Raw genomic sequence first — 25342 nt, 5'->3', positions numbered from 1 at the left:
GTCAGTCGAGTTCCACCATCGAGGCGCTATCGGCCGCGGCTCCTGCCCTCTGCCACGCGCACCCCTTATCGACGCTGGTAACCGTTGCGGGCACACGCATCGACGACGCACCGGGCTTGTCCCAACTCGCGCATTTTTCCAAGATCTGACCGTTCGTCCCGTTTTCGATCATGTCGCTGGTGATCCTTATGTACGAGCCCCCCGCGCCTATCCATATCTCCTTGTCGGCAGATAGGACGATCCTGCCGCTGGAACTCTTGATGGTCAGGTCTTTCAGCGCCAAGAGCGCCATCTCGTCGCTTTGCGCCTGAATCTCGACTTTGCCCTTCGCAGCGAACAGCTTCATCCCGGCGTTCTGCACGAAGAGGCTGATTTTCTCCATCGCGCTGACGAGCAGCGATTTACCCGTCGCAACATGCGTGTTCAGGCCGCTCACTACGTTGACGTGCTGATTGGCCGTGGCCTGCAGCGAGTCTTGCGTCGAGAGCCCCATGCCCGCAGGACTGGCGAGTAGCATCACAGGCGTGCCGAAGCCGTTGGCCGCGCCCCCGCCTCCACCGGCCGTCCGGCCGCCTGCCGCGCTGCCCGAGCGGTTGTAGCGCGTAGCCTGCGTGAAGCGATCCAACGATTTCAATCCGTCGTCGAGGCTCTCCGCCTGATTGGCCGTGCTCGCCTTCGATGCAGTGTCGGCGACTTGTTTTGCGCCGGCCAATTGTTCGGCCGCCGCGGCGACATCGAGCGGCTGTGCACTCGACGTTGGATAGGTCGAGACCAGTAGCCCCTGCCCCGCGCGCAAAGCCCCATAAGCGTCCGACTTCAAATCGAACCCGCTGCCTAGGAATGCCCCACGGGTATTGTCTTCGTGCTGGACGAGGTAGCCCAGATGCAAGTGACTTTGATAGCTACTGGAATATAGCTGGACGCGATTTTGCCCAGTGGAATCGTCCATGACCAGTTGGTTGAAACCGCTACCGCCATACTCTTTGGAGCGCAGCCCCGACAGCAGCCCGTTGGTATGCCAGACGGGCTGCGTCGTGCCGCCGAACATTCTCGAAACGATCACGGGGCGATCGCAATCGCCTCCAACGAAGTCGATCAATACTTCGTCTCCCGCGCGCAAAGGATGAACGGCCCCCCGCTCGCTACCCGCGTCGGCGAACGCATTGCGCACCCAACACGAGGACTGCGCGTTGCGATACCAAGGGAATTTCACCCGCACGCGATTGAGTTCGTCGGTCAGAATCTCTTCGCCCCCGGAAGCGACGACAATCGCATTCATCAACGACATTTGCGGCTTATGGTGCTCGCGCGGCAAGCGAAAGGGCGTGCTGCGTCGCTGCGATTCCACTCGTACCTGGAAGTAACCCACGGTACCGTCGCTATGGGTCACGGTCGAACCGGCGGGACGCGACTCGCTCGCCTGAAGCTCGCCGCGCAGGCTCCCCTCGAGCGAGGGATACGCTTGCATGCCCGGCACGTTGTTGCAGATTTCCCAATCCACACCAAGCATGACGAATTGATTGTCGCGAGAGGGCGCGCGTCCGCTCACTCCGCCGCGGTCTAACGTAAAACTGAACCCGGGCATCGCACAGCGTAGCGATCCGACGGCATCGAAGCGCTGAATCTCCGATTCCCATGCTTGCACTCGGACGCGGGCTTGGCGCTCTCCGTCGTTACGTTCGCCCCATGTGTATGCGCCCGTGTAGTCATAGACATCGCCATCGACCGGCAGCGAATCCGGTGCAGACGTGGCAGCCTGTACGCGCTTTTCCAGTCCAGGCCGCTTGTAGTCGAAGGTACTCGTCATGAGCTGCGCACTACGCAGTTGGAGCCTTTCCCGCCACGAGACGAATCCGTCGAACTCCTCGCCGGAGCCGGCACGCCCTAGCTTGACCGTGCCACCGGGAAGCGCCGGCGCGCGAATCAAGTCGTCGATGATGACTAATGTGTGCGACCGCCCATCGTCGGCGAATTCGAACCGCCCGAACACGCCCGTTTCTTCCATGCTTCGGTACACGAAATTCAGGTCGAATTCGCTTTGCATGCGATACGAATAGTGCGGCATCGGCCGTCGCAAATCGAACCGGAACGCGCTGCCGCTTACTTGCCTGTGCGCATTGAATATGTCGGAAAGAATTTGCTCGCCAGCCGCCTCTTGCCAGTCGCGCTGATCCCTACGCAACCGTAGAAAGTAGAGCCATGACGAAAACCGAAGCTGGTAAAAGACGCATGAGCCGTCCGCCCCGAGTTCGCTGAAAGCATGTACGTACCCGTGCACCGGCAAATACTTGCCGTTAGTTTGGCGAATCCAGAGCGTAATCCCCTTGCCGAGCAACTTGCGCGCATCGATCGGCTCGCCGCCGCGCAGGGCAACAGCCTCCACGACAAATTCGTAATCGCGCCCGAGGCGGGCGGTACCCTTTACCCATAAAGGAACCAGGCGATCCGGGCCTGCCGGCGTATCGAGCTTAACCAAACGCTGGAATTGTGCGTAGCCGCTTTGCAGAATCCGGCTGAGATTGTCTGACATCGTTCGACTCTTTGCTTGTTGTTCTTAAAGCCACAGAGCCTGCTTGCAGCGACGTCGAAAAAGCTACGCACGCCCCGAACCGGCTCAAATCAATGCATAGATTGAACCGCTGCGTAGGAGGACCCGATTCCGCCCTCGCCGGTACGTCCGACACGGCCTGTCGGGCAATCCGACAGTTGAATGGGATGCGGCTTAGCAGGCCGGCGGGCGGAAACACAGCGATAGAAATGACCGCCGCACGTTATCAGCCCCAATCGGCGATGTCAAATTCCGATTGAAATGCAATTATTGCCGAATTCAATTTAGAATTCGGCAATAAATTCCGATGCCTGCGGGGCCAGAGATGAGCCCGGTGCGAGTGCAAATAAAAAACGGGCGCCCAGCCCGCTTGCAGGTTTACATACTCCCCTGCGCCATCTCTTCCGGCTTGAGTTCGACGATCGCATCCAATGCGGTTTTCACATCCATCGCGTATTTCGCCACGCGTTTTTGTTCGTCCGTCTCCGGCACGAACGCGGGCACCGGGATCGGCGTGCCGTTCTCGTCGACGGCAACGAACACGACCAAACAATCGGTGGTCAAGCGCAATTGGCCGCTCTTCGGGTCGCCGGCATGCACGGTCACGTGAATGTGCATGCTGGTGCGCCCCGTCGCCACGACGCGCGCCCGCAATTCCACAAGGTTGCCGACGAGAATCGGCCGGCGAAAACGAATATTGCCGACGCTAACCGTCACGCAATAGCGGCCCGACCAAACCGCCGCGCAAGCATAGGCCGTCTCGTCGATCCATTTCATCAGTGCGCCGCCGTGCACCTTGCCGCCGAAATTGACGGAAGTGGGCTCGGCAAGAAAACGGAACGTGGTTTCCGAACGGTCCAAGGGGGTCGAGGGCGTGCTCATCGTAGCTCCGGTGGTGCGCGTTCGCGCAGCTGAATAAGGAGCCGATTATACGGGCCCAATATCGGCTCGGCGCGCCTTAAGCGGGTACACGTTCCTCGCAGCGCCGAGTCAGTCGACGCCCTAGATTCCTAGATCGCCAAATCGCCTAATCGCCTGATCGCGCCTTGCCGCGCTAGCCCTGCCGCGCCGCATCGAGCGACGCGAACCGCTCGCGATAGCTAAGCGGCGGCACGCCGAAGCGTCTGACGAATGCGCGTCTCAGATTCTGCTCGGTGCCGAAGCCGCAATCGAGCGCGATCCGCTTCATCGGCCGGCGCGACTGCGCAAGCGAACGCGCCGCCGCTTCGAGCCGCAGCGCCTCGACGGTCTTCGCGGGCGTACGCCCGACCGTCTCGACGTAACGGCGCGCGAAGGTGCGGGCCGACATGCGAGCGCGTTCGGCCAGCCGCTCGACCGAGAGGTCGCCGCGTAAGTTCGTCACCATCCAGGCATGCAGCGCATCGAACTCGCCGTTCGCGCATTGCTGCGCGTCCAGCGTGGCGCTGAACTGCGACTGCCCGCCCGGACGCTTCATGAACACCACGAGCCGGCGCGCCGCCAGCATGGCAAGGGCATGACCGAAGTCCTCTTCGATCAGTGCAAGGGCGAGATCGATGCCCGCTGTCACGCCGGCCGACGTCCATACGGCACGCCCGTCGCGCGTGTCGCGAATGAAGATCGGATCGGCATCGACACGCACGGACGGAAAGCGACGGGCCAACTCGTCGGCGCTGCGCCAATGAGTCGTCGCGCGGCGACCCGCAAGCAAGCCCGCCGCGGCCAAGTAAAACGCGCCGACGCACACCGAGCACACGCGCCGCACGCTCGGTGCGATCCGCTCGAGCCATTTCACCAGTTGCGGATCCAATACCATTTGATCGGCGACGAACGTGCCGGCGACGATCACCGTATCGATCGGCTCGTTCTCCAACGCATCGAGCCGCTCGACGACGACCGGCAAGCCGACGTGCGTCTGAAGCACGCCCCCCTCGATCGACGCGACGCGCGTGCGGTAGGCGACGCATTCGTCGCCGGCGCTATTGCACGCTTGGCGCATCTCGAGTTCGGCCCGCCAAAATGCCTCGAGCGGACCGCACGCATCGAGCAGCACGAGATGCGGCGCGACGGCGAACACGATCTGGCGAACGGGGGCAGCGGCGGGCGTCATCATTTAGGCATCCTTATCGATTGATCGGTCGATCGTCGATGGGTCGATCCATCGCGTCAAGAGAGACTGGGGGCCGCGGCCGCATTCGCACGCGAACGCGACCACGCAAAACCGAGCGTCGCGCAGGCGGCCAGGGCGAGCGCGGGAAAGATCGACGCGCTCACCACCGACCAGCCGAATCGCGCCAGCAGTTGGCCGGCCGTCAGCGAGGCGAGCGCCGTACAGGCGAAGGTGGTGAACTCGCTCGTCGCCTGGGTCTTGGCACGCTCGCTCGGGCGGTACGATTGCGCGAGCAACGTCGTGCCCCCGACGAACATGAAATTCCAACCGACGCCGAGGCAAGCCAGTGCGGCGTAGAAATGCGGCAGGTCCGTGGCTGCCAATGCGATCGCGCCGCAGGCGGCTGACAGGGCAATGCCCGCACCGATCATCCTCAGCACGCCGAAGCGCGCGATCAAGCGCGCAGCGAAAAACGACGGCGCGTACATGCCCACGAGGTGCCATTCGATGATGCGTGCGCCGTCTCCGATGGTATGGCCGCACGCGACCGCGGCGATCGGCGTCGCCGTCATCACGAACATCATCACCATGTAGCCCAGTGCATTGTTAGCGAGCGCGGCGAGGAAAATCGGCTGTCTGACGATCTGCGCAAGCGGCCGCGCGCTCGATTCGTCGCCCGGCTTCGCCGATGCGGCCGGCGTCCCCGATGAAGCGGACGCCGCCGGCGCGTTGCGATACCCGGCGAGCACGAGCGCCATCGATGCGATGCCGAGCAACGTCACGAGCGCATACGAGCCGGCGAAGGTGACCGGCGCGAGCCAGTCGCGGCTCCACGCGGCGAGCGCGGGCCCGAGGACGGCCGCGACGACGCCTCCCGTGAGCACCGTCGAGATCGCGCGGCTCTTCAGCGGCGTATCGACCGCGTCGGCTGCGGCCAAACGGTAGTACTGCGCGAACGCCTGAAAAACGCCGACGGTCGCGGTTCCGCAGCAGAACTGCCAAAAGCTGTGCGCGAAGATCGCGTGCACGGAAATCGCGCCGCCCGCCGCACCGACGGCCGCCCCCAACGCGAAACCCGCGCGCCGGCCGATATGCGCCATCAAGAAGGAAGCGAAGATCGTCGTCAGGGCAGCAGCGACGGTAATCAGCGAAAAGGGCAGCGTCGCGAACGCCTTGTCGTTGGCAAGCGTATAGCCGACGAGCCCCGTCAGCGTGAGGTCGATCGAAACGGACGACGTGTAGAGCGCCTGGCACAGCGCCAGTACGCGCGCATTGCGGCGGCCGGCGCGGTCGCGCTCGAGGGAGACGGTCGTGGCAGCGTGCATCGGTAACCCTTGGCATAGTGAGGACAGCCTCTATCCTCGCCGGGCCCGAGTTGGCAGAAATGCCAATGATGCATCAATTTCTGCCAATCGCCCACCGATGCCCGTTACTTGCGAAAGGTCACGCCTTGGTCGATCGTGCCGTACATCGTGATACTGCCGCCCTGCCCCGCACTCGACGCCCCGCCTTGCGCACAACCGGCGCACAACCACGCGGCCAAGACGACCGCCCACCAAGCTTTCATCTACCGGTCCTCGCCACAAAACAGCCGAAAAGCGATTTTAGCGCGCTGTCCTATCGGCTCGCGCGCGGCGGGAGCTCGAGCAATCGACATTTCATTCAACGCCGAAGCATCGAATGCCGCGAGCGATTACAGTGAAGCCTTGAACCCGATATCGAAGACAGGAGCAAGCCCATGGGCCTACTTGCATCCGATTCCGAACGCGACGCCGCGCATTTCCCGGGACTGTCGCGGATCGGTGCCCTGCTTGCCGATCCGGGCCGCGCCGCCATGCTGTGGTCGCTTATGGACGGCAGCGCAAGGCCCGCCGGCGAACTGACGATCATCGCGGGGCTATCCCCCTCGGCGGCAAGCGGCCACCTTGCCAAGCTCGCGGAGAGCGGGTTGCTCGCGCTGGAGGTGCGCGGGCGCCATCGCTACTACCGAATCGCGACGCCTGAAATCGCCGCCGCGATCGAAGCGCTCGCGCATCTCGCGCAAGCGAGCGCGCCGGTGCGGCCGAGCCCGGTGGCGGCGCGCACGGTCCCCATCGACATGCGCTACGCACGCACGTGCTATGACCACATGGCCGGCGAGCTGGCCGTGCGCGTGTTCGATCACCTACTCGCGCGCGGATGGCTCGTCGATCGAGGCGGCACGGTCGAAGCCACCGACGAAGGCAGCGTCGTGCTCTCCGGCTGGGGGATCGATGTCGGCGCCCAACGCGCGCGCAAACGCCGCTTCGCCTGCACGTGCCTCGACTGGAGCGAGCGCCGCGCCCACCTGGGCGGCGCGCTCGGCGCGGCGCTACTCGATCATTGGACCGCGCACCGCTGGGTCGAGCATGCCGAAAAACCGCGCGTGCTGCGGATCACGCCGGCCGGGCGGCAGCAGTTCGACGCCTTATTAGCTGCCTGAACGAAGCGAAGCCGACGCTGAGCAAGATATTTTTCGTTACAGGCCGGAACGCACGGCTACAAAACGGAGCGCATTGATACAAGCGGTAGGGCTACAGTGCTGTCAGGACCGTACTACGATCCGACACTAAAACGGGACCCCTATGAACACCGCCGCCACCTCATCGATGACGCGTTTTCGCCGTATCGCAGGCTACACGCTGCTCGCCCTCGCGCCGATCGCGTTCGCCGCACGCGCCGCCTTTGCGCAAACGCCGCCCGCGCCCGATGGCGCACCTTCCGTGCAATCGGCCGATCCGCCGGGACGCGTCGCGCGATTGAACTACATGGCCGGCGCCGTGACGACCGAGCCAGCCGGGGCGAGCGACTGGTCGTACGCCGCCGTCAACCGCCCGCTGACGACGGGCGACCAGTTATGGGACGACGCGAACGCGCGTTCGGAGCTGCACATCGGATCGACGGCCGTGCGGCTCGGTTCATCGACCAGCCTGGACGTCATGAATCTCGATGACACCAACGCGCAACTGAAGGTGGCGCAAGGCACGCTTTCAACGCGCGTGCGCGAAGTGCCGAGCGGCACCTCATACGAGATCGATACGCCGAATGTCGCGCTGGGCGTCATGCGACCGGGCGACTACCGCGTCGATGTCGCGCCCGACGGGAGCACCACCACGGTCACCGTTCGCAGCGGTGCCCTCACCGCCTACGGCAACAACGGGCAAGTGCCGATCGAGGCGGGGCAGCAAATCACGTTCGCCGGAACGGACCTGCAGGAAGCGTCCGTCGCCGAAGCCCCGGCGCCCGATGCCTTCGACGCATGGGCCGCGCACCGCGATGTCGCGGAAGACCGGTCGGTGTCGGCTCGCTACGTCTCGCGCGAGATGCCCGGTTATGAAGATCTCGATGCGAACGGCACCTGGCGCGACGACCCTCGCTACGGCGCCGTGTGGATCCCGAACCAAGAGCCCGCAGGCTGGGCGCCGTACCACGACGGTCACTGGGCATGGGTCGCGCCCTGGGGTTGGACTTGGATCGACGATGCCCCCTGGGGCTTCGCGCCGTATCACTATGGGCGCTGGGCGTACGTGGATTCCTCATGGTGCTGGGTGCCGGGACCGCGTGTGGTTAGCGAGCCGCCCGTCTATGCGCCGGCGCTTGTCGCCTTCGTCGGCGGCGGCGGAGGCGGAGTCAGTTGGGGCGTCAGTTTGACGATCGGCGGCGCCGCGACAGCAGGCCTAGCTTGGTTCCCGCTCGGCCCCGGCGAAGTCTGGCACCCGGGATGGGGCGGCTGGAGCCCGCGTTATTACCAGCGCGTGAATCAGACGGTCATCGTCAACAACACCGTCAACAACAACACGGTGAACATCACCAACATCCACAATACGTACATCAACTACCACGCACCGGGTGCGGTGACGGCCGTACCGGCAACGGCGTTCGTCCACGGCCAACCGGTTGCGCACTTTGCTCAGCACGTGGATCCGCGCCAGTGGCAAAACGCTCGCATCAACCCGGGCGCCGCGGGCGTCGCTCCGGTACGCCAAAGCTTCGCGTCCGGCCTGAGACCCGCGACCTATCGTCCGCCGCAAACGCTCGCCGCCCGGCCGGTCATCGCCACGCGCGCGCCCGCGACACCTGCCGTCTATCGCGATCCGTTGGCCGCACACCTTGCCCAAGCCGGCGGGCGCGTGCCGGGAGCGGGCGCGCCCGCGGTTCGCCCTGCCGCGCCTGTCGCGCTCGGGGGGCATGTGCCGCCCGTCCCTGCGCACGACGTGCGCATCGTGGCGACGCACTCCCCCGTCATCACGCCGACGCACGGCCCGGCGAACGCCGCGCCGCGTCTCGCGCAACCCGGTGCGGCACCGCAACCTGGAGCGGCAGCGGCTCAGGCGCCGCATGCACCCGCTGCGATGGAACATGGGCAGCCGAACAATGGCGTGCCTCGGCCACCGGCGATGAATCACCCGGCAGAGCAGGGCGCGCAAGCCGGCGCGCGGCCGGCGCCGGCGTGGACGCAACCTCACGCGCCGATCACGCAACAGCATAGTCCGACGAACGAGCCGCGCACGCAGGCTGCGCCGCATGCGCAGGAACAACTTCGGCCGCAGCCGCAGATGCAGCCACAGATGCAACAGCAAGCGCAGCCTCACGTAGAACAGCCTCACGCACCCGCGCAGCCGCAACCTCGCGTCGAACAGCCTCGCATGCAACCGCAGGCGCAGCCGCACGTCGAGCAGCCGCGCCCTCAACCGCAGCCGCAACCCCACTTCGAGCAGCCACGCCCACAACCACAGCCGCAACCCCACTTCGAGCAGCCACGCCCACAACCCCAGCCGCAGCCCCACTTCGAGCAGCCGCGCCCACAACCGCAACCGCAACCGCAGCCGCGCGTCGAGCAGCCGCGGCCACAACCGCAACCGCAGCCTCACTTCGAGCAACCGCGCCCACAACCCCAGCCGCAACCTAGGCCCGCGCCGCAACGCGAACCGCAACGGGAGCAACAGCACGCCGCAGCCCCGGTGCATGCCGGTCACGAGCGTCATCAAGGCTGACTTCGACGAGCGCTGAAAGACAACGCCCGCGATCCTCGGCAGGCGGTATGCCGAAGCCGGACAACCGTCCGGCTCGGCGCGCCGCTTGCGCGATATCGCGGGCGTTTTGCTTCAGTGTCCTTCGATCGAAAGCGGGCCGCGCTCAAACGGCCATGGGGGCCGTCAGAGGTTCGTGGTGCCGATAACCGGCGAGCGAGAAATCGGACGGTTCGACGCGTTCCAGCCACTCGGGCGCGTAGACGCCCGTGTCCGCATAGGCCGGCACGCGATCGGCGATCACGAGCTTCGGGCTTTCATAAGGCTCGCGCTCGAGCTGGCGCGTCAGCATGTCGAGCTGATTTTCGTAGATGTGCGCATCGCCGATGAAATAGGTGAACCAGCGCGGCGTGTAACCCGTCAGCCGGCCGACCAGCGAGAGCAATGCCGCCCCCTCCGCCAAATTGAACGGCGTCCCGAGGCCGACGTCGTTGCTGCGGATATAAAGACACAGCGAGATCTCGCGGCGCGCCGCGTTCGGCAAGAACTGATAAAGCAAGTGGCAAGCCGGCAACGCAATCTGATCGAGCAGCGCGGGATTCCAGCCGTGAAAGAGAATGCGGCGATCCGACGGATTGCTCATGATCGTGTCCAGGCACTGGCGCAACTGATCGATCGCCTTATAAAGCAGTACCTTTTGCACGCCCGCTTCGTCGAACTGCGTGACAAGGCGGTAGCCGCGCGCCGTCGCATCGGCGATGCGCGCGTGTTGGGAGGCATCGAGAACCTTGTAGCCGGGCCACTTGCGCCACTGCACGCCGTACACGTCGCCGAGATCGTCCGTCCCTTCCCGGTAGGGATTGGCGAGCCACTGAGCGTTCTCGTTCGCGTTCGCATCCCACACCTTGCATCCGAGCCCGCGAAAATCCGCCGCGCTGCGCGACGCGCGCAGAAAGCCGATCATCTCGCCGATCGCCGACTTGAACGCGAGCTTTTTCGTGGTGACGGCCGGAAAACCTTGTTGCAGGTCGAAGCGCAGCATCGCGCCCGGCATCGAAATGGTGCGGATGCCGGTGCGGTTGTCCTGCCAGGCGCCCGTCTCGAGAATCGTGCGGACAAGGTCGAGGTACTGTTTCATGCGCGGGGATCCTTCGGCTCGTGGCGCGCGGCACGTCGGACGCCGCGCAAACCGCGATTTTACCAAGCCCCCGCCTAAGCGCGCTCGGACGCGCTCAATGCGCCATTCGATGCGCGCCCGGCTCGTCCGGTAGGTGACGCATCCCGTGCGCGCTGAGCAGCCGATACAGCGTCACGCGCGACACACCGAGTTCCTGCGCGGCATCGCCGAGACGTCCGCGATGACGCAGCAACGCCGATTCGATCGCCTGCCGTTCCGCGGCTTCGCGCACCTGGGCCAGCGAAACGGGCGCGATCTCGACGTAATCGGCCAACTCGAGATCGTGCGCCGTAACGAACCGCCCTTCCGACATCACGATCGCCCGCCGCACCCGGTTGATCAATTCGCGTACGTTGCCGGGCCACGCGTAATTGTGGAGCGCGGCAACGGCATCGGCCGAAAAGCCGCGCAACCGGCGCGTGCCGTCTTTACGAAAACGTTCGAGCGTATGACGGGCAAGCAACTCGATATCCTTGCCGCGCGCGCGCAGCGGCGGCTCGTCGATCTGCAGCACGCAAAGCCGGTGGTACAGGTCGGCACGAAAGCGCCCTTCGTCCATGGCGCGCGACATATCGACATGCGTGGCCGAAATGACGCGCACGTCGACGTCGATCGATTCGCGCCCCCCGAGCCGCTCGATGCGCCCTTCCTGCAGAAAGCGCAGCAGACTCGCTTGGCTCTCGAGCGGCAGATCGCCGATCTCGTCGAGAAACAAGGTACCGCCATGTGCAGCCTCGATGCGGCCGATCTTGCGTTGATTGGCACCCGTGAACGCACCGCGCTCGTAGCCGAACAGTTCCGACTGCACCAAGTGCATCGGGATGGCGCCGCAGTTGATCGCGACGAACGGGGCCGCGCGACGCTGCGAGCGCGCGTGAATCGCGACGGCCGTCAGCTCTTTGCCCGTGCCCGATTCACCCGAGACGAACACGGGCGCGTCGGTAATCGCCACCTTGCGAATCGCGCGAAAGAGTGCGCGCATCGCATCGCACGAACCCACCATTTCGCCTTCGTCCGCGCGCTCCGGTGGCGCTTCCTCGTCGTCCGCGCCGAGCACGACCATCCCATACGCGTGCCCGACGGAATCCACGATGCGCGGCGCCTCGTAGGGCATCGTGACGTAGTCGTAGCAGTAATCGCGCACCAGGCGCCGCAGCGCACTTTCCTGCATTTGTCCCGGTGCCGTGGCCGCGACCCAGCCGACGTTGGGCATCGTCAAACAAGGCTCGAGCGCAACGATTTCGTGAGAATCGAATCGGCTCGAGAGGTCGAGCAACCCGCCGGCGGCCGCTTCGCTGCGCAAGGCGCGTCGCGCATCGCGCGCACTGGCGGCGATTTCGACTTGCCAGCCGCGCTCATTGAATTGGGCGCTCAACTGCGGATTGACGTCGCGTGTGACGTAAATCAAGTGCCGATTTGCGGGTTCCATTATTCAGACCTCTTATTGGTGAACGTGGACCAAGACACCTTGCACAAGCGATGCGCCGGCGAACGCCTACCTTGGCTCTGCGCAACGCGAGAGCCCGCCCATGGTCCTTTGCTCGAACTTGCACAGCCCCGCAATCGAATTATTAATAGCAATAGCCGTTTTATCGGCTCTTTTATCGATATGAAACTGTTCCAAAGCTTACTATACGACCCGTTACTCAGACAGCCGCACGTGCAATAAAAATTGAAACAGCGCACGGACAACGAGCAGCGGTGCCGGTTTTCGCGGATGCTGCAGCGCGGTCTTAAGCGCGCTTGCGTGGCGGTTTTGCGACATCGTTATTCCAACGACAAATCGTCTCGGCGAATGCATTCGCCTATGCCGTTTCAGCGCTGAAACGGTTTCCCGCCGTTCGCGCAAATCGCGAAGCGGCGATCGAATGCAAAGCCAATCGCAGCAACGGTTTCCCGCCGATGGCACACCTTTCGCGTTATCTGCCCGCAACACGGAGAGACGCCATGCCATTCGTTCCCCCCCTTTCGTTCGGCTCGCGCGCAGCGATCGCGGCGCTCGGCATCGCGCTAGCGGCACTTGCCGCGCCCTGCCAAGCCCATGCCGATTCGCTCGGCGACGCACCCGCGATCGGCGAAGCGACGTTCTTCGTCAACGGTACGTGGGCCGCGCCGTTCGTCCACCACGCCGCATCGGCCGTCGATTTGGCCATCGCGCCGCGCTTCGCCATCGGCGCGGCCGCAACGGATCGTTCGGATGACGCGCCCCAAGCAGCCGGCGAAGACGCGAACGCCGAAGCGCCGATTGCCGGCGCCACGCCGCTCGACGATCGCGTGCTCGCCCGTCAGCGCGGCACGGGCCCCGGCCTCATGACGGTGGCCGCTTCGATGCAAGGGTTGCACAGCTCGCAGGTCACGCTTTGGGACGAGATCGCACCGCCCGCCCCGGTGCCCGTTCCCGCGGACTCGGCGCATCCGGCGCAAAGCAACGCCGTCAGCTATTTCCGCCAATAGACGCGCGCTGCGCCCGCCTTCGCCGGAGAACCCGACATGACCCTCGCTCGCATCGTCTCGAAGCGGTACCTCGCAAGCGCAGCGTTGCTGCCGAGCGTCGTCGCCGTCCTCGCGGCAATCTCGCCCAACGGCTTCGCTCAGGAAAGCACCCCGGGCGACATCATCGTCGAGCGAGAAGTCATGCCCCGCGATGCGTTCCGCGCGGTCCCTCGAAACGAGAATCCGGTTGCCGTCAAAGCGACGACGTTCCCCGCGCCCGCATTCGATTCGACGGTCGGCTCGCTCGTGTCCGATGCGGATCTGACGCAAGCGCACGGCTCGCTCGGCGTATCGGGCACAGGCGTCGGCGGTAGTACGGCCAGCCTGCAAGCGTTGACGAAGATCCTCGGCGGCTCGGCAACGGGCAGCAACGTGGCGATGGGTCCGGGTGGACTCGCGCCCACCACGATGGGCGTCGGCGGCACGATCTCGATGTCCGTGACGGGCGCGCTCGCGCCGCTCAGTTCCGCACTCTCCGGAATCGGAGGACCGAAATGAATACGCGCGTCGCACCACGCCGCACTCGCGCGGCCGCTTCCCTCGTCGCCTGCGTCGCGGCCCTCGCCGCGCCGGCCTACGCATGGTCGCAAACGGTACCTGTCGTGACCGGCGACGCATCGATCGCGGCCGGTGCCTTGGCCGGTGCCAAAGGGGTCGTGGGCGTGAACGAAGCGGCAGGCGTGAACAACGCGCAAAGCAACCAAGCGGCGATCGTCACCGCGCCGAGCGGCGCCGTCGATACGAGCGTCGCACAGAGCGCTTCAGCCCGCGCACGCATACCGAGCGCACAGGCGAGCATCGCGGACGGCGCCTTATCGAACGTGTCCGGCGTGGCGATGGTGAACCAAGCGGCGGGCGCGGCCAATCTCCAACGCAACAGCGTCGTCATCGGCGCTGCGGCGATGGGAGTAGAGAGCGTTTCGGACAGCGAGCTGTCCGCGGCCTCTCCCAAGCAAGGACGTGTGGATGTATCGGCGATGGCTCAAGGCGAGCGCGCGGTGCGCATCGGCAACGATGTGCTCAAGAACGCGAGCGGCATCGCGCAAATCAACCAGACGGCCGGCGCCGGTAATGCCACGGCGAACAGTTTTGTGCTCCGTCCCCCGGCGGGCACTTTTTTCTAACGCAGCACCTTTTCGTATCGGAGCGTCATCATGAAGCGCACACTCATCGCAGCGGCAGTGCTGGCAGCAGCGTCGGGCGCCGCATTCGCCCATAACGTCAAAGACCCGTACATCTTCAACGGAACGAGCGTCCATGAAAACGTCGGCATCGACGGCTTCGTGCGCCTGTTCGGTTGCGTCACGGTGTCGAGCACGGTCGGCGCCGTCGTCAACAACAACCAGGCCGCCTGGTCGAGCGCGACGCTCGATCCGACCGCGCAAAGCTATACGATGGGATCGGTCACCACGACCTTCAACAACCACTACAGCTCGGTGAAGGGCGGCGGCTACTCGGTCGGCTCGAGCAAGAGCAGCGAATCGGCCTCGGCTTCGTTCTCGCAGACGTTCGGCGAATCGTCGTCCTATTCGTTCATGAACCAACGCAGCTCGAGTTCGGGCAGCAGCTACACATTCAGCAATCAAAAATCGAGTAGCGCCAGCAGCGATTCGCATACGTCGCAAGACGCGAGCGCCACCCTGACGGCGAGCGGCTCAGCCAACTTCGGCTATACCTACAGCTCGGACCACGACCATCACGGCGACGATCGCCATGGCAGCGGCAGCTTCAGCGCAAGCGGCAGTCTCGGCCTGAACGCCTTCGAGAGCAGCGCCACCGACGCGTCGGCTTCGATGAGCAGCAAGAGCGCCGACAGCGGCTCCGGGCAAAGCGCGACGTTCCAATCCCATTCCGAGCAGGGTTCGGGCAGCCAATCGTTCGCGGAACAGTCGGCCGGCTCTGCGAGCTGGAGCAAGACGCACGACAAGAGCCATTCGGCAGCCTGGGCCTATGCCAACTCGCGCGACACGACCGACGTGACCGTAACCGGTTCGGTGACGAACTACATCAACACGCAAAAGCCGGGTGACCTGACGGCCACGACCGGTTCCGGCGCGGGCAGCGGCGCATCGGGCAACATCGGAATGAACGTCGCGGAAGGCGTCGACAACGCGCAAAGCAACGATGCCTCGCTGGCTTCGGTCGATCAAGGCAATGTGTTCGGCAACGCACAGATCTTCAGCACGCAATCGTCCGGCGGGCACGCGACGATCAACAACTTCATGCTCAACGCTTCGCTCGGCGACGGCTCGCTGAGCGGCGCAACCGGGAATGTGGGCGTGAACATTGCAGCGGGCGTCGCGAACGTGCAGAACAACAGCCTGGCCGCGTCGACGACGAACCTGAAGGACGGCGCGCTTCCGCTCGCCGTCGCGATGGTCGCCACCGACGACAACAGCCAATCGGCGAACCTTTCGTTCCAAGGTTCGATCAGCGGCACCGCGATGATCGGCGCCAATGCGTTGCAGAACGCGACCGGCAACATCGGCGTGAACATCGCCGGCGGTGCGGGCAACCTGCAACACAACGGCCTCGCGATCGCGGCGACGAACATCACCGGCCATTGAGCGACGCCACCGACGGCTAGCGGGGACGCGCACAGCTAGCCGCCGCCGGTCTGAGCGCTCACGCATACCGGCCGCTTGCTCAGCGGTCGGTATGCGCCTTACGAGGGATTGCAGCATGTCAGCCCATGCCCGGTTCGCGGCATGGCGAACGGTCGCCGCGCTCGTTTGCGCCGCGATATGTGCGCCAAGCAACGCGCAGTCGACCATCGATACGTCTAACCTGGCCGGCGTGCCACTCACCAAGACGGTGCGCTCCATGCGGGATATCCGGTACGGCCATATCGTCGGTCAGCGCTACGACTATAGCTGCGGCTCCGCCGCGCTCGCGACGCTGCTCAAGTACGGCTATGGGATCGATATCCCCGAGCCGGAATTGATTCGCCGCATGATGGCGTTCTCGTCGCCGGAAGTGGTCGTCAAGAGCGGCTTCTCGATGCTCGACATGAAGCACTTCGTCGAAACGATCGGCCTTCGCGGCCGCGGCTTTCGCGTCAACCTGGACGCGCTCTACCACTTGAGAATTCCCGTGCTCGTGCTGATGAACATCGGCGGCTACGAGCACTTCGTGATCGTCAAACATGCCGAGAGCGGACGCGTGTTCATCGCCGATCCCGCGCTCGGCAATCGCATCGTGCTCGACAAGGATTTCGTCGCGAGCTGGAACGGGCTCGTGTTCGCGGTCCTCGGCAAGCCGTTCAGGGAGGATTCCCCGCTGTTGCAGGACAACGTGTCGTTAGCTTTGAAGCTGCGCGAGCGGGCGCTCGACGCGAGCATGGCCGCGACACCCTTCGTGGATTACGGATTGTCTAAGGCAGACTGGTTCTGAAGCCCCATGAAGCTCCTTTTCGCTACACCGCTCAAGCTCGCGCTCGCGCTGGCGGCATGCGGTCTCATCGGCAGTGCGCACGCTGCCGAGCGGCTCGCCGCGCCGCCCGAGTTCCTCACTGCCCAGGCTGACAGTGCCGTTGGCGGCGCGCGCTGGGAAACCGTCGGCGACGACGTGCTATCGCACCAAACCGGCAAGGCGCCGGGTGCCGAGATGGTCTCGGGCGTCGTGCTCGAACTCATGTCGCAATGGCAAATGCCGAACGGCGGCTCGGCGACCGCACACGGCAAGCTGACTATCTCCACCAATGCGGACAACACGCTTTCGGCACAGGTGTCGACATCCGCGCAGGCGAGCGACGGCGCAGGTCACGGCAATCGTTACGGTAACGACCGCGGGAATGCCGCGGCTGCTACGACGGCTACCGCACCAACCGCTAGCGCAAACCCGATGCCGACGATCGCGGCGTCGCCCGGCACGGGCGCAAACCCGCAAGCGATCGCCACGGGCGGTCAAAACGTCTCGGTCAACGGTGTCTCGCAAGTCACGCAAGTCGCGGGCAACGGCAACGCGGGCGTCAACTCGGCCGTCATCGACTTCACCGGATCGAGCCCGACGACGAGCGCCGCCGGTGGCGCGGCGAGCACGAGCGGCACTAGCGCATCCGCCACGAGTGCATCGGGCAACGTCAGAGCCGGCGTCACGTTCGCCAACGGGGGCGTGGCGCTCACGTTGCAAACGCCGGCCGGCGTCGCGGCGCAGGCGATCTCCCCTGCCACCGGGCACGGCGGCGGCTCGATCGCGCAGTGGGTGCAAGTGGCGGGCAACGCGCAGACGGTCGTCAATCAACTGCAACTGAGCGTCCAAACGCAAGCGATGTCGGGCGCGGTGCTGCGCCAGCTCGGCGTGCTGCAAGCGATGCAGAACTCGGCGTTGCTCAGGCATTAGGGCTATGGCCGACGCGCGCGCGGCAAAGGATTCGACAGTCGATGAGAGGCACCGTGTAACAGGCAATCGATAAAAACCGACCTGGGAGGAAGCGACGAATCCGCCGGTTCCCAGGCCGTAGCAAGACCGGGGGAACAACAATGTCCAAGATGTCCACGAGGGATGCGCGTCATGCGCAGCAGGTCGGACGCGCGAGATTCGCAGCGATACCGGCGGCAATACTCGCGCTCGGCCTGCCGCACGTCGCATCGGCCCAGGCGCTCGCGCAGCAATCCATCGACGAGCGGCTGACGACGCTGATGCGGGTGGTCGACGAGCAGCAACGCCAGATCCAATCGCTCGAAGCGCAAGTGACCAAGCTCGAAATGGCCGAGCGCGGCCGAGGACTCGCGGGCGCCGCCGACGACGGCGCCTCCCCCGTCCCGCCGCCCGGTGCCGACGGCCTTCCGGTTCCGCTGCAGCCGCTCCCGCAAATCGCACAGGTCTCCCCAGGCTCGCCCGGACCCACGAGCGGCGCTTCGACGGCAACCGGCGTACCGACCACGCCCGCGATTGCCGAGCCGGCGGGCGGCACGGCGGCGGCCGGTTCGGAAGGCGGCGCCATCGGCACGATGCAAAAGGCCGCACAGCCTGCGCGGACCGAAGCCGAAAACGCCGTCGTGCAACGCGAGCACGCGCCGCTGTTCGATCGCAAGCTCACGCTGGACTGGGGCATCAGCGACACCTATTACGACCGGCGCCAACTGCAACTCTCGGGCTTCCTCGCGCTCGACGCCATCTTCCTCGGCAACATCAATCTGGGCGAGACGAAGTCGCACCAAGTGATGGCCGACCTCGATGCGCGCTACGGCCTCACCGATCGCATCAGCTTCGATATCGACGTGCCTTACGTGTACCGCCACAGCAACTTCATCGTCGGCGGCGCGGGCGGGGCGTCGAGCGCGCTCTCCGATGCCTCGGGAGATTCGAGCGCCATCGGCGACGTCAATTTCGGGCTGTACTACCAGTTCCTGAAGGAAAGCGGCAATTGGCCGGACGTGGTCGGCAGCTTGCGCGTGAAAGCGCCGACGGGCACCTCGCCGTTCGGGATCAAACTCGTTCAGGTCGATCCGAACAACACGAGCCTCGTCGCCCCGACGAAGCTGCCGACCGGCACCGGTTTTTGGAATCTCACCGCCGGCGTATCCGTCCTGAAGACCTACGACCCCGTGGTGCTGTTCGGCAGCGTCTCGTACACCTACAACCTTGCGCGTTCGTTCTCGGACATCTCGTCCGTGCAGGGACAAACCGAGCCGGCCAAGGTCAAGCTCGGCGACGTCATCCAATGGGGCGCGGGCGTCGCCCTCGCCTTCTCGGAGAAAGATTCGGCCAGCGTCTCGTACACGATGGCGATCGAGCCCGAAAGCGAAACCCAAGCGCCCGGCCAGGGCTGGCAAAAGGTGCCCGGCAGCGAGACGGTGGCCGCCGCCGTGAATTTCGGTTTGAACCATGTGGTGAACAAGCACTTGACGATCAACGGATCGGTGTCGATCGGGCTCACGCCCGATGCGCCGAACTTTGTCGTCGGCGTGCGGTTCCCGTACACCTTCTGATGCGTGACCATACGGGGGCATCGTGCGCGATACATCTCATTTGACATCGGTCGGTCCCGCCGGCGCCAGTGCGCCGCCGCTATCGCTCGCCCACGGCAGGCACAACGGCCAGCATGAACGAGAGTCGTCAGAGCGCCTGCTCGTGTACCTGTCCCGCTCGCCCGAGGACGCCCTGATCGATCATCTCAAGGCGCAGGGCTGGGCCGTGTCGATCGCGCGCACGCCGGCCGATTGCCTACGCGCGATCAAGCCCGATGTCGCGTATGCGGGCATCGTCGATCTCTCGCGTTTCAGCGCGCGCGAGCTGACCGCGCTCGAAGCGAGCTTGCGCCAACCTTTGGTCGGCTGGGTGGCGCTCGCGAGTCCCGATCGGCTCGACGAGCCCGACGTGAGGCGCTTGATCCGCAGCTATTGCTTCGACTATCTGAAACTGCCGGCAGCGGCGCCGACAGTCGATTATCTGCTCGGCCATGCGTTCGGCATGGTGACCCTGAGCGATCTCGATCTCGTCGCGGGGCTAGCCAGCGTGGGCGACGACGAAATGGTCGGCACGTGCGAGTCGATGCAGCAATTGTTCCGCACGATCCGCAAAGTAGCCAATACCGACGCGGCCGTGTTCATCGCCGGGGAATCGGGCACGGGCAAGGAGTTGACCGCCGTGGCCATCCACGAACGTTCGCCGCGGCGCAAGGAGCCGTTCGTCGCGATCAACTGCGGCGCGATCCCGCATCACCTGCTGCAATCCGAGTTGTTCGGCTATGAGCGCGGCGCGTTCACGGGGGCGAATCAACGCAAGATCGGCCGTGTCGAAGCGGCCCACGGGGGCACGCTGTTCCTCGACGAAATCGGCGATCTGCCGCTGGAAAGTCAGGCCAGCCTGCTGCGCTTTCTGCAGGAAGGCAAGATCGAACGCCTCGGCGGACGCGAATCGATTGCGGTCGACGTGCGCGTCATTTCCGCGACGCACGTCGATCTCGAGAGCGCGATGCGCGACGGACGGTTCCGGGCGGATTTGTTCCATCGCCTTTGCGTGCTGCGCATCGACGAGCCGCCGTTGCGCGCACGCGGCAAGGACATCGAGATCTTGGCGCACCACATCTTGCACAAGTTCAAGACCGACAGCGCGCGTCGGATTCGCGGCTTCGCGCCGTCGGCGATCGAAGCGATACACAAGTACAACTGGCCCGGCAACGTGCGCGAACTCATCAATCGCGTGCGACGCGCGATCGTCATGGCAGAGGGCAAACTGATCGGCGCGGAAGATCTCGACCTCGCGCAGTTCACGCAGCAAGAGACACTGACGCTCGCGCAAGCGCGCGAAGCCGCGGAAAAGCGGGCGATCGAGGCGGCGTTGCTGCGGCATCGGCATCGGCTCAACGAAGCGGCAACCGACTTGGGCATCTCGCGCGTGACGCTTTATCGATTGATGGGTTCGCACGGATTGAGGGACCCGGCCGCGTCGGAGGACAAAGCAGGCGATGCGGACGAGACGGGCACGCCCAGCGAGGGCGAGGCGGCGACGGACTGAGGGGACGGCAAGCGCGGAAAGCGGTTAGAGGCTGCGAGACGCGGCGAAATGTGGCGGAATGCGACGGAATGCGACGAAAGGCGACGAACCGCGACGACACTTGGCAACACGCGCCGGTCGCGGCGACGGTCGCGTAAAATCGGCGGTTCGATTCCACCGCTTTCTTGCGCCTCATCGCTTCCCACCATGACGACACTGACGATCATCGTCGCCCGCGCCCGCAACGGCGTGATCGGCCGCGACAACCAACTGCCGTGGCATCTGCCCGAAGATCTGGGCTTCTTCAAGCGCACGACGATGGGCGCGCCCATCGTCATGGGCCGCAAAACGCATGAGTCGATCGGTCGTCCGCTGCCGGGGCGGCGCAATATCGTGGTGACACGCGATGCCGCGCGAATGTTCGCAGGTTGCGAGACGGCGACAAGCATCGCCGGGGCCTTGGCGCTCGCCGCCAAGGATGGCGCACCCGAGGCGTTCTTGATCGGCGGCACGCAGCTTTATGCCGAAGGCATCGGCTATGCGGACAAGCTCGTCATCACCGAAATCGATGCCGACTTCGAAGGCGATGCGACCTTTCCCGCGCCCGACCCGACGCAATGGGAAGCCGTTTCGCGCGAATCGCATCGAGCGGAAGCGTTCGACTACGCTCGCGTCGTCTACCGCCGCATCGGCCGCCCGTCGGCGTGACGAGCGAAGGCTCGCTGCTAACCGAGCCATGCCGAACCCTGCGCAAGCGGCGGCTTAAAAAAAGCGCCGCTCGAAGCGGCGCGCGGATTCATACCGGGCGGGGGCGGAACTCGGCCCCCCATCGCGTCGCAGCCCTTACTGCCCCGCGATCGTCATCCGCTCGATCAGCACCGACCCCGTCTGCTTCGTGCCGCGCACGAGCGAATCGGCGCCAATCGCCACGATGTGACGGAACATCTCCTGCAGCGTGCCCGCGACGGTAATTTCCTCCACCGGGTACTGGATCTCGCCGTTCTCCACCCAAAAACCCGACGCGCCGCGCGAATAATCGCCCGTCACATAGTTCACGCCCTGCCCCATCAACTCGGTCAACAGCAAGCCCGTGCCGAGCTTCTTGAGCATCGCCTTGAAGTCGTCCTCGGGCCGCGTCTGGCTGCTCGTGAGCGTGAGATTGTGCGAGCCGCCCGCGTTGCCGGTGGTTTGCATGCCGAGCTTGCGGGCCGAATACGTCGACAAGAAATAACCCTCGACGACGCCATCCTTCACGACCGAGCGCTGCTTCGTGCGCACGCCCTCTTCGTCGAACGGCGCGCTGCCCATGGCGCGGGCCACATGCGGGTCTTCGACGATCTGGATATGCGGCGCGAAAACGCTCTTGCCGAGGCTATCGACGAGAAACGACGTCTTGCGGTACAGCGCGCCGCCGCTCGTCGCTTGCACGAACGCCCCGAGCAAACCGGCCGCGAGCGGCGCTTCGAACAGCACGGGGACCTTGCGCGTATCGAGCCGGCGCGCACCGAGCCGTGCGAGCGCGCGTTCGGCGGCATAGCGGCCGATCGCCTCGGGGTCGGCCAGCGCCTGTGCGCTGCGCTTGGACGAGTACCAATCGTCGCGCTGCATGTTACGGCCGCTGCCGGCAATCGGCGCGCAGGCCACATAGTGACGCGAATACGGATAACCGGCCAAGAAGCCGCGCGTGGTCGCCAGCACGAACTGCGAATGCTGAGCCGAGACGCTCGCGCCTTCGGAGTTGCGGATTTGCGGATCGGTGGCGAACGCCGCATCCTCGGCGCGGCGGGCGATCTCGACGGCCTCGTCGGCCGACAGATGCCAGGGGTGATACAGATCGAGATCGCGCGGGTTCGTCTCGAGCAATTCGGCTTCGGCAAGGCCGGCGCAATCGTCCTCGGCCGTAAACCGGGCGATGTTGTAGGCCGCGGCCACCGTATCGCGCAGCGCCGCCTTCGAGAAATCCGACGTGCTGGCATTGCCGCGCTTGGCGCCGATGAACACGGTGACGCCCATCATTTTGTCGCGGTTGTGTTCGATCGTTTCGACCTCGCCGCGCCGCACGGACACCGACAACCCGTCGCCTTCGGAGATTTCCGTGGCGGCATCGGTGGCGCCGAGCGACTTCGCGTGCTTGAGAATGTCGGACGCGATCTCCTTCAATTCATCTTGGGTGTGCGGGAAAAAGCGTTGTGTGGTTTCCGTATCCGCTGCCATCGTGATTGCCGTCCGGTGAAGAGAGCTGTCTGTTGAGCACGGCTCGGGCTCGCCGCCGGCGAATCCGCCCGCAAGCGCGCACCCGATCGTTCGCATCCCGCGATCATAGCAAGGCTTGAGCCGATGGTCGCGACGGCGAGTGCAACTTACACGCAAAACCACGCGTCGTGCGTCTCCATGCCCGCTTCTCGGTGCCCTCTCGATCGACCGCCGCGCGGCCAGGGGGCAACGTCCGGGCACGCTACAATATCGCCCATGACACGCAAAACCCGCATCCAACCGATCGAGCACGCCGATTCGGCCGATCAAGCATTCGCCGACGAGCGCCCTAGTAAATCGCAGCTGAAGCGCGAAATGCACGCGCTGCAGGCATTGGGCGTCGATCTCATCGAGCTGCCGAAGGACGCCCTGAAACGCATGCCGATGCCCGAAGCTTTGGGCGACGCCGTGCGTGAAGCGCGCCGCATCACCGACCACGAAGGCAAGCGCCGGCAAGTCCAGTACGTCGGGCGCGTCATGCGCTCGCTGACGGAAGACGAAATCGCCGCGCTGCGCACCGCGCTCGACAAGTACCGCGGCGTCAACAAAGCCGAAACGGCGAAGCTGCATTGGATCGAGCACACGCGCGACGAGTTGCTAGCCCACGACGACGCGTTCACGGCCTTTCTGCGCGACCACCCGGGCGCCGACGCGCAGGAAGGCCGCACGCTGATCCGCAACGCGCGTAAGGAAGCGCAGCAAGGCAAGCCGCCGCGCTATTTCCGCGAGCTGTTCCAATGGATCAAAGCCGCGGGCGGTCGCACGGCCGAAGCCCCCGACGCCGACGATACGACGGAAGACGACGATGACGAAACCGACGCGTAGCCACCCCGACGAGATCGTCATCGGTCTCGTCTCGATCAGCGACCGCGCCTCGAGCGGCGTCTACGAAGACAAGGGGCTACCGGCACTGGAAACCTGGCTCGGCCAGGCGCTGGCGTCGCCGTGGCGAGTGGAAAAGCGGCTCATCGCCGACGAGCCCGCGCAGATTTCGGCCACGCTGGTCGAACTCGTCGATACGCTAGGGTGCGACCTCATCCTGACGACAGGCGGCACCGGCCCAGCGCGACGCGATGTCACGCCCGAGGCCACGCTGGCTGTGGGCACGAAGGAAATGCCCGGTTTCGGCGAGCAGATGCGCCAAATCGGTCTACATTTCGTGCCGACCGCGATTCTTTCGCGCCAAGTGGCGGTGATCCGCGAGAGCGCCGACCATGCTGCGCTGATCGTCAATTTACCGGGCCAACCGAAGTCGATTCAGGAAACGCTGGAAGGGTTGCGCGACGAAACGGGCGCGGTGAAGGTACCGGGCATCTTCGCCGCGGTACCGTATTGCATCGATCTGATCGGCGGGCCGTACGTCACGACGAACGAGACGATCGTCGCGGCGTTCCGCCCGAAGCAGGCGCGGCGGGCATCGCCCGCTTAAAGCGCGGGCGTGCGGGCGCACGGCCGCTTGCGCCGATCGGCAGCGGCCGGTTCGTTTTCGCGCTAGTTGCCTTCGACGCTCGCCGTGCTCGACGCGACGAGGAAGTGCTGGCGGTAGTACTTGAGTTCGTCGATCGATTCGTGGATATCGGCGAGCGCGGTGTGCATGGCCCGCTTTTGGAAGCCTTTGTAAATCGCCGGCTGCCAGCGGCGGCACAACTCCTTGAGCGTGCTGACGTCGAGATTGCGATAGTGGAAAAAGCGCTCGAGTTCGGGCATCCACCGCGCCATGAAGCGGCGGTCCTGGCAGATCGAATTGCCGCACATCGGCGATTTGCCGGGCGGGACGTAATTGCCGAGGAAGGCGCGAATTTGCTCGGTGGCCTCCGCTTCCGTCACCGTCGACGCGCGCACGCGCTCGATGAGCCCCGAACGGCCGTGCGTGTTCTTGTTCCAGTCGTCCATCTTGTCGAGCGTTTCGTCGCTCTGGTGGATCGCGAGCACCGGCCCCTCGACCACCTTCTCGAGCGTCGAGTTCGTCACCACCACCGCGATTTCGATGATGCGATCGGTGTCGGGCTCGAGCCCCGTCATTTCCATATCGAGCCAAACGAGGTTCATCTCGCTGCGCGCGAGCGTCGGCTCGCCGACGGGTTCGAGTAAGTCAGTCATGAAAGCAATCCGTTGATGGGTACAAAACGAAGCAAACGAAGCGAAACGGTTTTACGCGGGATCGAGCACCCTCGCCCGGCCCCGCGAAACTTTATAATTCTCGCATAGATAACCTGGACTTCCCGATGCCCGCTCTCGACTTCACCGTTCTGTTCACCGTCATGGTGGTCGCGATGGTCGCCACGAAATTGTGGCTCGCCTCGCGGCAAATCCGCTTCGTGGCGGCACGCAGGGAGGCGGTACCGCGGCAGTTC

General features: G+C 64.9%; 22 protein-coding genes and 1 pseudogene. 14 read left to right on the top strand and 9 right to left on the bottom strand.

From position 1 onward, the window contains the following. Window position 1: 1 nt before the first annotated feature. From ACTHN9_RS25745 to ACTHN9_RS25725, 5 genes are all read right to left on the bottom strand, one after another. Window positions 2–2530: a type VI secretion system Vgr family protein gene (locus ACTHN9_RS25745; RefSeq protein ID WP_440539643.1), complete on the bottom strand. Its 2529-nt coding sequence runs from the start codon at window positions 2528–2530 to the stop codon at window positions 2–4. A gap of 396 nt (window positions 2531–2926) precedes the next feature. Further along, window positions 2927–3430, bottom strand: a complete 504-nt coding sequence (locus ACTHN9_RS25740) for an acyl-CoA thioesterase (RefSeq protein ID WP_440539642.1) — start codon at window positions 3428–3430, stop codon at window positions 2927–2929. Window positions 3431–3602: 172 nt separating this feature from the next. Next, entirely contained in the window at window positions 3603–4637 is a 1035-nt protein-coding gene (locus ACTHN9_RS25735; protein ID WP_440539656.1) for a GlxA family transcriptional regulator, read from the bottom strand. A gap of 56 nt (window positions 4638–4693) precedes the next feature. After that, window positions 4694–5962: an MFS transporter gene (locus ACTHN9_RS25730; RefSeq protein ID WP_440539641.1), complete on the bottom strand. Its 1269-nt coding sequence runs from the start codon at window positions 5960–5962 to the stop codon at window positions 4694–4696. Between the two features lie 104 nt (window positions 5963–6066). Further along, window positions 6067–6204, bottom strand: a complete 138-nt coding sequence (locus ACTHN9_RS25725) for a hypothetical protein (RefSeq protein ID WP_440539640.1) — start codon at window positions 6202–6204, stop codon at window positions 6067–6069. A gap of 171 nt (window positions 6205–6375) precedes the next feature. Here ACTHN9_RS25725 and ACTHN9_RS25720 point away from each other — a divergent pair, with 171 nt between their 5' ends. Next, complete coding sequence (locus tag ACTHN9_RS25720) at window positions 6376–7098, top strand: ArsR/SmtB family transcription factor (RefSeq protein ID WP_440539639.1); 723 nt, start codon at window positions 6376–6378, stop codon at window positions 7096–7098. A gap of 142 nt (window positions 7099–7240) precedes the next feature. Next, window positions 7241–9649: a DUF6600 domain-containing protein gene (locus ACTHN9_RS25715; protein ID WP_440539638.1), complete on the top strand. Its 2409-nt coding sequence runs from the start codon at window positions 7241–7243 to the stop codon at window positions 9647–9649. 142 nt (window positions 9650–9791) lie between these two features. Here the strand turns inward: ACTHN9_RS25715 and ACTHN9_RS25710 are convergent, their stop codons facing one another. Then, the gene (locus ACTHN9_RS25710; RefSeq protein WP_440539637.1) at window positions 9792–10763 is read right to left on the bottom strand and encodes a thymidylate synthase; all 972 of its coding nucleotides are present in this window, start codon (window positions 10761–10763) and stop codon (window positions 9792–9794) included. 94 nt (window positions 10764–10857) lie between these two features. Then, window positions 10858–12231 carry a sigma 54-interacting transcriptional regulator gene (locus tag ACTHN9_RS25705; protein WP_440539636.1) on the bottom strand — a complete coding sequence of 458 codons (1374 nt, stop codon included), beginning with the start codon at window positions 12229–12231 and terminating at the stop codon, window positions 10858–10860. A gap of 518 nt (window positions 12232–12749) precedes the next feature. Between ACTHN9_RS25705 and ACTHN9_RS25700 the strand changes: the two genes are divergently transcribed. From ACTHN9_RS25700 to ACTHN9_RS25660, 9 genes are all read left to right on the top strand, one after another. Continuing rightward, window positions 12750–13256: a hypothetical protein gene (locus ACTHN9_RS25700; RefSeq protein ID WP_440539635.1), complete on the top strand. Its 507-nt coding sequence runs from the start codon at window positions 12750–12752 to the stop codon at window positions 13254–13256. A 36-nt stretch (window positions 13257–13292) separates the two neighbouring features. After that, the gene (locus ACTHN9_RS25695; protein ID WP_440539634.1) at window positions 13293–13793 is read left to right on the top strand and encodes a hypothetical protein; all 501 of its coding nucleotides are present in this window, start codon (window positions 13293–13295) and stop codon (window positions 13791–13793) included. Continuing rightward, window positions 13790–14419, top strand: coding sequence for a hypothetical protein (locus tag ACTHN9_RS25690; RefSeq protein ID WP_440539633.1), 630 nt, complete (start codon window positions 13790–13792; stop codon window positions 14417–14419). Before ACTHN9_RS25695 ends, ACTHN9_RS25690 begins: the two co-directional genes overlap by 4 nt. 30 nt (window positions 14420–14449) lie before the next feature. After that, a complete protein-coding gene (locus tag ACTHN9_RS25685; RefSeq protein WP_440539632.1) occupies window positions 14450–15862 on the top strand; it encodes a hypothetical protein in 1413 nt (470 codons plus the stop codon). 115 nt (window positions 15863–15977) lie between these two features. Next, window positions 15978–16688, top strand: a complete 711-nt coding sequence (locus ACTHN9_RS25680; protein ID WP_440539631.1) for a C39 family peptidase — start codon at window positions 15978–15980, stop codon at window positions 16686–16688. A gap of 6 nt (window positions 16689–16694) precedes the next feature. Next, window positions 16695–17636 carry a peptidase C39 gene (locus ACTHN9_RS25675; RefSeq protein ID WP_440539630.1) on the top strand — a complete coding sequence of 314 codons (942 nt, stop codon included), beginning with the start codon at window positions 16695–16697 and terminating at the stop codon, window positions 17634–17636. Between the two features lie 140 nt (window positions 17637–17776). Then, window positions 17777–19228: a hypothetical protein gene (locus ACTHN9_RS25670; protein ID WP_440539629.1), complete on the top strand. Its 1452-nt coding sequence runs from the start codon at window positions 17777–17779 to the stop codon at window positions 19226–19228. A 22-nt stretch (window positions 19229–19250) separates the two neighbouring features. Then, window positions 19251–20756 (top strand): sigma 54-interacting transcriptional regulator, encoded by a 1506-nt coding sequence (locus ACTHN9_RS25665; protein WP_440539628.1) that lies wholly within the window; start codon window positions 19251–19253, stop codon window positions 20754–20756. Between the two features lie 186 nt (window positions 20757–20942). Then, complete coding sequence (locus tag ACTHN9_RS25660) at window positions 20943–21443, top strand: dihydrofolate reductase (protein WP_440539627.1); 501 nt, start codon at window positions 20943–20945, stop codon at window positions 21441–21443. 135 nt (window positions 21444–21578) lie between these two features. Here the strand turns inward: ACTHN9_RS25660 and pmbA are convergent, their stop codons facing one another. Further along, the gene (gene pmbA, locus ACTHN9_RS25655; RefSeq protein ID WP_440539626.1) at window positions 21579–22949 is read right to left on the bottom strand and encodes a metalloprotease PmbA; all 1371 of its coding nucleotides are present in this window, start codon (window positions 22947–22949) and stop codon (window positions 21579–21581) included. Between the two features lie 255 nt (window positions 22950–23204). Between pmbA and yjgA the strand changes: the two genes are divergently transcribed. Next, a complete protein-coding gene (gene yjgA / locus ACTHN9_RS25650) occupies window positions 23205–23813 on the top strand; it encodes a ribosome biogenesis factor YjgA (RefSeq protein WP_440539625.1) in 609 nt (202 codons plus the stop codon). After that, window positions 23794–24417, top strand: a complete 624-nt coding sequence (gene mog / locus ACTHN9_RS25645; protein WP_440539624.1) for a molybdopterin adenylyltransferase — start codon at window positions 23794–23796, stop codon at window positions 24415–24417. Before yjgA ends, mog begins: the two co-directional genes overlap by 20 nt. 62 nt (window positions 24418–24479) lie before the next feature. Here the strand turns inward: mog and orn are convergent, their stop codons facing one another. Continuing rightward, on the bottom strand, window positions 24480–25088 hold the full coding sequence (gene orn / locus ACTHN9_RS25640; protein ID WP_440539623.1) for an oligoribonuclease: 609 nt from the start codon (window positions 25086–25088) through the stop codon (window positions 24480–24482). Window positions 25089–25213: 125 nt separating this feature from the next. On the opposite strand from orn, the pseudogene ACTHN9_RS25635 reads away from it, so the two are divergent. Then, a pseudogene (locus tag ACTHN9_RS25635) lies at window positions 25214–25342 on the top strand (M48 family peptidase); the annotation flags it as partial.

The sequence above is a fragment of the Trinickia sp. genome, from assembly GCF_051953405.1.
Lineage (GTDB): Bacteria > Pseudomonadota > Gammaproteobacteria > Burkholderiales > Burkholderiaceae > Trinickia.
The sequence above is the reverse complement of the archived record's forward strand: the minus strand, read 5'-3'. Positions and strand labels throughout refer to the sequence as shown.